General features: G+C 71.6%; 8 protein-coding genes. 5 read left to right on the top strand and 3 right to left on the bottom strand.

Annotated features, from left to right (window positions below; translation table 11 throughout):
• Positions 1–330: glycogen debranching N-terminal domain-containing protein (locus ADY01_RS28295; protein WP_049579183.1), on the bottom strand; the 330-nt coding region annotated here is incomplete at its 3' end.
• A gap of 197 nt (positions 331–527) precedes the next feature.
• On the opposite strand from ADY01_RS28295, the gene ADY01_RS28290 reads away from it, so the two are divergent.
• From ADY01_RS28290 to ADY01_RS28270, 5 genes are all read left to right on the top strand, one after another.
• On the top strand, positions 528–1,577 hold the full coding sequence (locus ADY01_RS28290; RefSeq protein ID WP_324613373.1) for a LacI family DNA-binding transcriptional regulator: 1,050 nt from the start codon (positions 528–530) through the stop codon (positions 1,575–1,577).
• Between the two features lie 29 nt (positions 1,578–1,606).
• Positions 1,607–2,854, top strand: coding sequence for a sugar ABC transporter substrate-binding protein (locus ADY01_RS28285; RefSeq protein WP_049579180.1), 1,248 nt, complete (start codon positions 1,607–1,609; stop codon positions 2,852–2,854).
• Positions 2,851–3,918 (top strand): carbohydrate ABC transporter permease, encoded by a 1,068-nt coding sequence (locus tag ADY01_RS28280; RefSeq protein ID WP_049579178.1) that lies wholly within the window; start codon positions 2,851–2,853, stop codon positions 3,916–3,918. The genes ADY01_RS28285 and ADY01_RS28280 overlap by 4 nt, the downstream gene beginning before the upstream one ends.
• A complete protein-coding gene (locus tag ADY01_RS28275) occupies positions 3,915–4,817 on the top strand; it encodes a carbohydrate ABC transporter permease (protein WP_049579176.1) in 903 nt (300 codons plus the stop codon). The genes ADY01_RS28280 and ADY01_RS28275 overlap by 4 nt, the downstream gene beginning before the upstream one ends.
• A gap of 150 nt (positions 4,818–4,967) precedes the next feature.
• Complete coding sequence (locus tag ADY01_RS28270) at positions 4,968–5,561, top strand: lytic polysaccharide monooxygenase auxiliary activity family 9 protein (RefSeq protein WP_049579174.1); 594 nt, start codon at positions 4,968–4,970, stop codon at positions 5,559–5,561.
• Positions 5,562–5,672: 111 nt separating this feature from the next.
• On the opposite strand, the gene ADY01_RS28265 is transcribed toward ADY01_RS28270, so the two are convergent.
• Together ADY01_RS28265 and ADY01_RS28260 are read right to left on the bottom strand one after the other, a co-directional pair.
• A complete protein-coding gene (locus ADY01_RS28265; RefSeq protein WP_234320443.1) occupies positions 5,673–6,269 on the bottom strand; it encodes a hypothetical protein in 597 nt (198 codons plus the stop codon).
• Positions 6,266–8,281 (bottom strand): glycoside hydrolase family 9 protein, encoded by a 2,016-nt coding sequence (locus ADY01_RS28260; protein WP_053171293.1) that lies wholly within the window; start codon positions 8,279–8,281, stop codon positions 6,266–6,268. The genes ADY01_RS28265 and ADY01_RS28260 overlap by 4 nt, the downstream gene beginning before the upstream one ends.
• Positions 8,282–8,695 lie beyond the last annotated feature (414 nt).

The raw sequence follows: 8,695 nt of genomic DNA, 5'->3' as shown, positions 1-8,695 counted from the left end.
GGTGCGTATGAGGGCGACGGCGGGGTCGGGGGTGGCCTCGGCGAGGCCGCGCGGCACCGAGCGGAACAGGGCCCGGTCGGCGCCCTCCAGGCCCCCGCCCGTGGCGATCAACGGGAAGCCCTCGACGGCGACTTCGAGTCGTGACAGGGCTCGGCGGTCGCCGTGGTAGAAGCCGTCCGCCCCGCCGCTGAGCTGACCGTCGGGCCGGGAGACGGCGAAGCTTGGCGCGTGCAGCGTGACGCAGGCGTCGTGCAGGAACGGCTGAAGCCCTGCCGTGGGCTCCGCTTCGGCCGCCGCCGGGGTTTTCCCGTCCGGGGACTTGACAGTCATGTGCGAGGACACCAATCTTTTCAGCCATTGGAGCGTTCCAAAGAATGTAGATGCAGTTCAGCACGGTGGCAACGGCCTTAGAACGCTCCAATCGCCCGGTGGGCCTACCGCCCACCGGGCGGGCACCCCCGGTTCAGCACCCTGGAGAGAAGTCGATGGCGACAGTCCCCGGCCGCCCCGCGGACAGAGGAAGCGGTGTGACGCTCGCCATGGTCGCGCGCCGTGCGGGCGTCTCCCCGCAGACCGTCTCCAACGCGATCAACACGCCGGAGCTGCTGCGGCCCGACACCCTGGTGCGCGTGCGGCAGGCCATCGACGCGATGGGGTACCGGCCGCACCGCGCGGCGCAGACGCTCAGGACGCGTTCCAGCCGCCTGATCGGATATGGCATCCAGTCGGTCGAGGTGGACCGTTCGACGCCCGTCATGGACCGCTTTCTGCACGCGCTCTCCCAGACCGCGGAGGAGGCGGGGCACCGGATCCTGCTGTTCGCGTCGGCGCCCCCGGAGGGCCCCGAACCGATGGCGGCCTACCGGGAGTTGCTCGACTCCTACAGCGTGGACGGCTTCGTCCTCAGCGGCACCCACCGCGGGGACCCGCGCCAGGCGTGGCTGGACAAGCACGGTGTGCCGTTCGCCGCGTTCGGCCGCCTCTGGTCGGGGCGGCAGATAGGCGACTGGGTCGACGTCGACGGCGCCGCGGGCGCCGAGGCGGCGGTGGAGCACCTGGTCGAACTCGGCCACCGCCGCATCGGGTTCCTCGGCTGGCCGCGCGGCTCGGGAGCGGGTGACGACCGGGCCGCGGGCTGGAAGCGCGCGATGCGGCGGCACGGGCTGCCCGTGCGCGGCCGGCGCGCGGAGAGCGTGGACGAGGTCGAGCGGGCGGCCGCGGCCGTGGCGCCGCTGCTGGACGCGGGGACGACCGCGGTGGTGGCCGCCAGCGACACCCTCGCGATGGGCTGCTACCGCACGCTGCGCGAGCGGGGCCAGTCGCCGGGCGAGGACGTCTCGGTGGCCGGCTTCGACGACTCGCCCGCCGCGGCCCTCGTCTCCCCGAGCCTGACCAGCGTCGACCAGCCCATGGCCGCCGTCGGCCGCGAGTGCGTCCGGCTGCTCCTGGAGCGCATCGCCGACCCCGGCCGCGCGGCCGAGAACCTGCTGCTCCCCCCCTCACTCGTCGCTCGCGACAGCACAGCGCCCCCGTGGCCGGGCCACGCCCGCGTCCCCGCCGACCGCACCCCCGGATGAGCCACACTGCCTTGGAGGAACGACGTCCCATGCACACCAGGAGAACCCTGAGCGCCGCGGCCTGCGGCATGGCCCTGCTGGCCGCCACCGCCTGCTCGTCCAGCTTCGGTGAGGACGAGGACACCCCGCAGGAGGAGAGCGAGGGCCCGCAGAGCCTGACCATCCTCATCGCCACCTCGGGCGAGGCGGAGACCGCGGCCGTGGAGGCCGCCGCCGCGGCCTACGAGGAGGAGTCGGGCAACACGGTCACCGTGGAGGTGGCCCAGGACATGAACCAGCAGCTGGGGCAGGCCTTCGCCGGTGGCGAGCCGCCCGACGTCTTCTACGTGGACTCCAGCCAGTTCGCCAACTACGCCGAGGGCGGCTCCCTCTACCCCTACGGCGAGCAGATATCCGACGTCGGGGACTTCTCCCCCACGCTGAGCCGGTCCTTCACCCACGACGGCGAGCTGGTGTGCGTGCCCAAGGACACCTCCTCGCTCGGCCTGGTGGTCAACACCGGGCTGTGGCAGGAGGCCGGACTCACCGAGGACGACTACCCGACGACGTGGGCGGAGTTGGAGAGCGTCGCCGCCGAGCTGACCGCGGGCGACGTCACCGGCCTGGTCACCAGCAACGAGTACCAGCGGCTCGGTGCCTTCATGAAGCAGGCCGGCGGCTGGGTCACCGACCCCGAGCAGACGGAGGTGACCGCCGACTCCCCGGAGAACGCCGAGGCGCTGGAGTTCGTGCGGGGCATGCTCACCGAGGGTTCCCTGAAGTACGCCGCCGACATGGACGCCGGCTGGGCCGGGGAGGCGTTCGGCGAGGGCCGGGCGGCCATGACCATCGAGGGCAGCTGGCTGGCCGGCGCCATGGAGGCCGATTACCCGGACGTCGCGTACGCGGTGCTGCCGCTGCCCGAGGGCCCGGCGGGTCCCGGCACGCTCGCCTTCACCAACTGCTGGGGCGTCGCCCAGGACAGCGGCCACCGCGAGACGGCCGTCGAGCTCGTGGAGTTCCTGACGCGGGCCGAGCAGCAGATCGCGATGGGTGACGCGTTCGGCGCCATCCCCTCCCGGCAGAGCGCGGCCGAGGACTATCTCGCCGACCACCCGGAGGACGAGGCGTGGGGCGCCAGCGGCGACTGGGTCCAGGGGCCGGTCACGCTGCGGGGCTTCGACCGGGTGCTCGCCCAGTTCAACACCGATCTGGAGTCGCTGCGCACCGGTGACCCGGGCGCCATGCTCTCCGACCTCCAGCGGTACGGGGAAGCCGCGCTCGAGGAGAACCGGTGAGCCGTACGGCGGCGCGCCGCCGGTCGCCGCGAGGCGGCCGGCAGGGCGTGTGGGGCTGGCTGTTCGTCAGCCCCGCCACGCTCGTCCTCGGACTCTTCCTGCTGCTGCCGGTCGTGATGGCGCTGTGGGTCAGCCTGCTGGAGTGGGACGGCCAGTCCAACCCGTTCACCGGCGGCCGGGCCGACTTCGTGGGCCTGGACAACTACCGGGAGCTGTTCACCGAGGACGGCCTGGACCGCACGCTCTTCGCCACATCGCTGCGGAACAACGCCTACTTCGTGCTGATCTTCGTGCCCGTGGCCACCGCGCTGTCGCTCGGCCTCGCGATGGTCGTCAACCAGCGGCTGCTGCGCGGCCGGGGCCTGCTGCGCACCACGTTCTACTTCCCCTCGGTGACCAGCAGCATCGCCGTCTCCACGGTGTTCCTCTTCCTCTTCCAGGGCAGCGGCGCGGTCAACACCCTGCTGTCGTGGATCGGGGTCAACGGGCCCAACTGGTTCGCCGACGCCCGCGGGATCGTGTGGGTGGCCCTGGACGGCCTGGGCCTGATGGACACCGACCGGCCCCCGGGCTTCCTCGCCGGGGGGAACGTGCTCGGCCTGACCTGGTTCGAATGGCTCTCCGGCCCGTCCGTGGCGATGTGCACGCTGCTGTTCCTGACCATCTGGACCAGCTCGGGCACGTTCATGCTCATCTTCCTGGCCGCGCTCCAGGACGTGCCGCACGAGCTGGAGGAGGCCGCCGCGCTCGACGGTGTCACCCGCCGCCAGTCGCTGTGGCACGTGACGCTGCCCGCGCTGCGGCCGGTGCTGTTCCTGGTGCTGACGCTGGCGCTCATCGGCAGCTGGCAGGTCTTCGACATGGTGTACGTCATGGGGCAGGGCGCCCCGGGCAACACCACGCTCACCCCGGCGTTCCTCTCCTACCGGTCCGGCTTCGGGGAGGCGGACTACGGCCAGGGCGCGGCGATCGCGTTCGTCCTGTTCGCGATCATCCTGGCGTGCACCGGGGTGCAGCGCTGGCTGCTGCGCGAACGCACCGCCCGGCTGGGGAGGCCCCGATGACGACCCCGACCCGCCGGAGCCGCCGGGCCCGTCCGTCCTCGGCGTTGGGCCGGTTCCCGACGCCCCTGCGGGTGGCGGGGTACACGCTCGTGGTCGGCCTCGCGCTGCTGTACATCCTGCCGTTCGTGCTCCAGGCGGTCACCAGCTTCAAGACCGATCCGGACGCCGCCGCCAACCCGCTGGGCCTGTGGCCCTCGCCGCCGAGCACGGCGGCCTACGAGCGGCTGTTCGGCCTGAGCGAGTCGGGCGACAGCGTGCCGTTCCTGCGCTGGCTCGGGAACTCGGCCTTCGTGACCGTCCTGGTCACGACCGGTCGCGTGCTGTTCGACTCGCTCGCGGGCTACGCGCTGGCGCGGCTGCCGTTCCGGGGGCGGCGGGTGCTGTTCGTGCTGCTGCTCGCGGTGATGGCCGTGCCCAATGTGGTGCTGCTCATCCCGCGCTTCCTGGTGCTGAACACGTTCGGGATGTTCGACACGTACGCCGGGATGGTGGTGCCGCTGCTGGTGGACGCCGCGGGGATCTTCATCATGAAGCAGTTCTTCGAGTCCATACCCCGGGAGGTGGAGGAGGCCGCGCGCATCGACGGCGCGGGGGTCTTCCGGATCTACTGGTCGGTCGTGCTGCCGATGGCGCGGCCCGCGCTGATCACGCTGACGATCCTGTCGTTCCAGGGGTCGTGGAACGAGTTCACGCACTTCCTGGTGGCGACCCAGTCGGGCCAGTACGAGACGCTGACCACGGGGCTGGCCCGCTTCGTCGCCGGCGGTCTCGGCAGCGGCACCCAGTACCCGCTCAAGCTGGCCGCCGCGGCGCTGTCCACCATCCCGGTCGCCGTGCTGTTCTTCTGCTTCCAGCGCCACTTCGTCCGGGGGGCGAACGCCGGGTCCGTGAAGGAGTGAGGGCGGATATCGCCGCCCGTCCGCCGCCGGCCTTCGCGGATTCCCGGATGTTCATTGGTCTGGACATGCCTTTTCACGGGCAGTACCGTCAGATTTGGTCTAGACCGCAGCGGCACGGAGCGCGACCCCCCACACCTTCCGGAGCGAAGCATGCGCAAGAAGATCTCAGCCGCCGTCATCGGCGCAGGGCTGGCGGCCGTCTCGGTGCTCGGCACCAGCGGCACCGCGAACGCCCACGGCTACACGACCTCCCCGACCAGCCGTCAACTCCACTGCTCCCAGGGCGCGGTGAGCGACTGCGGCGCCATCCAGTGGGAGCCGCAGAGCGTCGAGGGGCCCAAGGGCTTCCCGAACGCGGGCCCGGCGGACGGAACCATCTGCGCGGGCGGCAACTCCCAGTTCGCCGAGCTGGACAACCCTCGCGGGGGCGCCTGGCCGGCCACGAGCCTCAATTCCGGCCAGAGCCACACCTTCAACTGGACGTTCACGGCGCGGCACAGCACCAGCGAGTTCCAGTACTACATCACCAACGACAGCTACAACCCCAACGAGCCGCTGACGCGGGCCGACCTGGACCGGACGCCGTTCCTCACGGTGCCGCTGGGCGGCCGCCAGCCGGGGGCGACGGAGAGCCACACGGGCACCCTCCCGGGGGGCAAGTCCGGCAGGCACATCATCCTGTCCGTCTGGAACGTCGCGGACACCGGCAACGCCTTCTACGCCTGCTCGGACGTGCAGTTCTGACCGAAGGGTCCCACGCCCGCCCGGCGGGCACGGAACACCTCGTTTGAGAGCGGGTGCGCGGGGAGGCCATCACCCACCCCCCGCGCACCCGCGGTCACGGAAGGCCCCGGATCACCGGAGCCAGGAGAAGCGGCTGACGACGGGCAGGCGCTCCCACGCACGGCCGAGGCCCCAGACGCGCCCCGCGGAGCAGGCCGCCACGACGATCATCGCGGCGGCGTACACGATGTGCTGGTCCACCACGGGGTTGGTCGACATGGTGGGCGAGCCGTCGGACAGGTGCTTGGCCGGGGGGAACTCCCCGACCCACAGGAAGAGCATCATCATCGTGCCGCCGACGGCCGCCAGGCGCAGGCCGATCCCGGCGACCAGGGCGAGGCCCAGGCCGAGCATCCCGCCCATGTACGCCCAGTCCACCCACACGTCGCCCGCCCAGCCGTTGTACGTGGACTCCATCGGTCCGCCGGAGATGCCGCCCAGGTAACCCGCGGCCGGGGAACCGCCGTTGACCCAGGCGCCCTCGGACGGAGTGGAGTAGCCGAAGCCGAAGGTCTTGTCGAGGAAGGCCCACAGGAAGATGGCGCCGGTGGCGATCCGCAGCGCGGCGAGCGCCTTGCGCGCCGAGGACGCCGTCCCCGGCTCCCGCTCCCCCGCCGCGGAGACGGCCGGCCGTCTCGCGGCCACCAGCGGAGACCTCTGTGCACTCATGGCTGCGCTCCCTCTCTCGGACCGGTCGGGTGGCCGGCCACTGCCGCGGGCTCGGTGCCCCAGACCAGTGCGCCGTCGTCGTACAGGGTGATGAAGTCGGCGCGGTCGGTCGCCTCGCCGATGTCCTGGAAGGACCAGTCGTTGGCCGGGTCCCATCCCGCGCCGCCGTCGACGCGGAACTGCACCTCGGCACGGTGCTGGGACTGGCCGCCCGGGTAGATCAGCTTCCCTGAGCAGTCGAGCTCCGCGTAGTACAGGTCCCCGGACGCCTGGTGCACGCCCGCCGCGGCGCCGGGGCACTCGGTGTAGTTCGTCGTCACGGCGATCGCCGCCGGGTCGACGCCCGGATCGAGCGTGAACCAGTAGCGGAGCGTGGCGTTGTCCAGCGCCCGCGCCGGCCAGGCCGACTGGTTGCGGATGATGGACTTGACCTCGGTGAACGTCGCCCCGGTCGCGTTCCGCGCGCCCTCGACGTACATCTCGGCGCCGTCCGGCTCCTCCTGGGGCGGGAAGCCGGCGGGCGGGGTGCCGCCGTAGCGGCCCGTCAGATGGGCCAGGGCCCCGGAGAAGGCCGCGTTGTAGTCCGTGGCCACCTCGTTCGCCACATAGTCCTGACGGCTGTCGGTGTACCGGTCGTCGGCCGAGCCCGGCCCGCCGACGAGTGCCCCGTACAGGACGTGCCGGGTCTCGGCCGGAGCGGTGAGCTGGTCGGTCCAGGACCCGTGGGCGGTGCGGTGATGCGGATTCCGCGGCGGGTTGTCGCCGAAGCCGACCACATAGCTGGAGGAGCGAGGGTTGTCGCCCAGGGCATAGTCGATCTGGCCCTCGCCGAACTCCCGGTAACGCTGCGCCGCCGCCGGGTCACTGGCGTCGAGCCAGTCGGAGTAGACCAGCGCGACGAACGAGGTGTTGGCCGCGTACCGCAGCGACCCCCAGGTGTCCAGGACGGCCTGGCCGCCGGGCGAGTAGGGCACCCGCTGCCCGTTCACCCCGGTCGTCCAGTAGTCGAGCCAGCGGTTGGCGTCCTCGATGTAGACCGGGTCGCCGGTCTCCATCGCCAGCAGCGCGTAGGCGCCGTACTGCTTGTTGTCCCAGGCGATGGTCCAGCGGTAGCTGCGCGTGCTGGTCTGCGGCTCGGTGCCGAGCAGGAGGTATTCGGCCTCCGCCTTCTCCAGGTAGGCGGCGTCGCCGGTGGCCTTGTACAGCCAGTACGCCCCCCAGACCAGCTCGTCCTGATAGCCCGACCAGGAGCGGTAGAAGTCGCCGGCCGGGACGCAGTCGGAGTAGTTCCCGCGGTAGGTGTCCGCGAACGCGTACAGCTCCTCGGCGTGGCGCACCAGCGTGGCCGCGTACGCGGGGTCGTCCTCCGCGAACAGCAGCGAGGACGACGCCATCGCGGCGGCGGTCTCGCCGGCCACGTCGGACCCGGGGCAGCCGGCGTCGACGCGGTAGGCGGGGCGTTCCATCTGCATGACCTCGGCCGGGCCCCACCAGCGGTGGTCCTCGTTGCCGTCGCCGACCTGCGCGTAGAGCACGTTCGGCTCGGGATGGGCGCGGATGAAGTAATCGTTCACCCAGCGGAGGTTGGCCTTGAGGTGCTCCAACTGGCCCGCCCGCTCGTACCCGTCCCGGGCGGCGAGTCCGCCCCAGGCCAGCATGGTGGCGGAGGCGGCCATCGGCAGACCGAACTTCACATGGTCGCCCGCGTCGTACCATCCGCCGGTCAGGTCGAGGCCCACGTCCGCGCCGTCGTCCAGGCCGGAGTCGCCGCGCCAGGAGACGCGGTTGTCCTCGGGGAGCGGCCCCGAGCGCTGTGCCTCGTAGAAGAACATGGATTGCTGGAGCGCCTCGGCGTAGTTGAACTCCGGGGCCTGGGAACCCTGCCGGCCCTGGCCGGTCCCCTCGCTCCGTTCGTCCTGCTCGCCCCGGGCGCTCTGTGCGCTCTGTGCCCGGTCGCTCTGCGCCTGGGCGCCGGTCGTCATGGGGACCAGCAGCGCACCGGTGACCGCCACGAGGGCGAGTCCCGAGGCGAGGATCCGCGGACGACGGCGGCGACGCGTCTGTCTTTCCGCTCTTGCTGGTGGTGGTTCTTGGGTCGGAGGTGACATCTGAGAGGCCCTTCTCGATGCATGGTCGACCACAGAAGAACCGCCGCCGGGTGGTGACTGCGTCAACACCCCGGATGGGTGGTCGGCAGTCGGACTGGGAGCGCTCCCACCCGGCGACGGCAGCCTTCATGGTCCGGATTAGCCATGGCCTCGTCAAGATCTGATCGCTTCCGACTTCGAACGAATGACATCCGAAGTCGCCGCACCCGCCCCGGATGACTTCACGACCCGTCGGCACTGTCATCCGGGGCGGGAGTCCATTCCGTGCTGATCGTCCCTGACAGGACGGAACGGAGCGGCACCCACCCACCCACCAGA

This window comes from Streptomyces sp. SBT349, from assembly GCF_001083795.1.
GTDB lineage: Bacteria > Actinomycetota > Actinomycetes > Streptomycetales > Streptomycetaceae > Streptomyces.
This window is presented reverse-complemented; position numbering and strand designations above follow the sequence as displayed.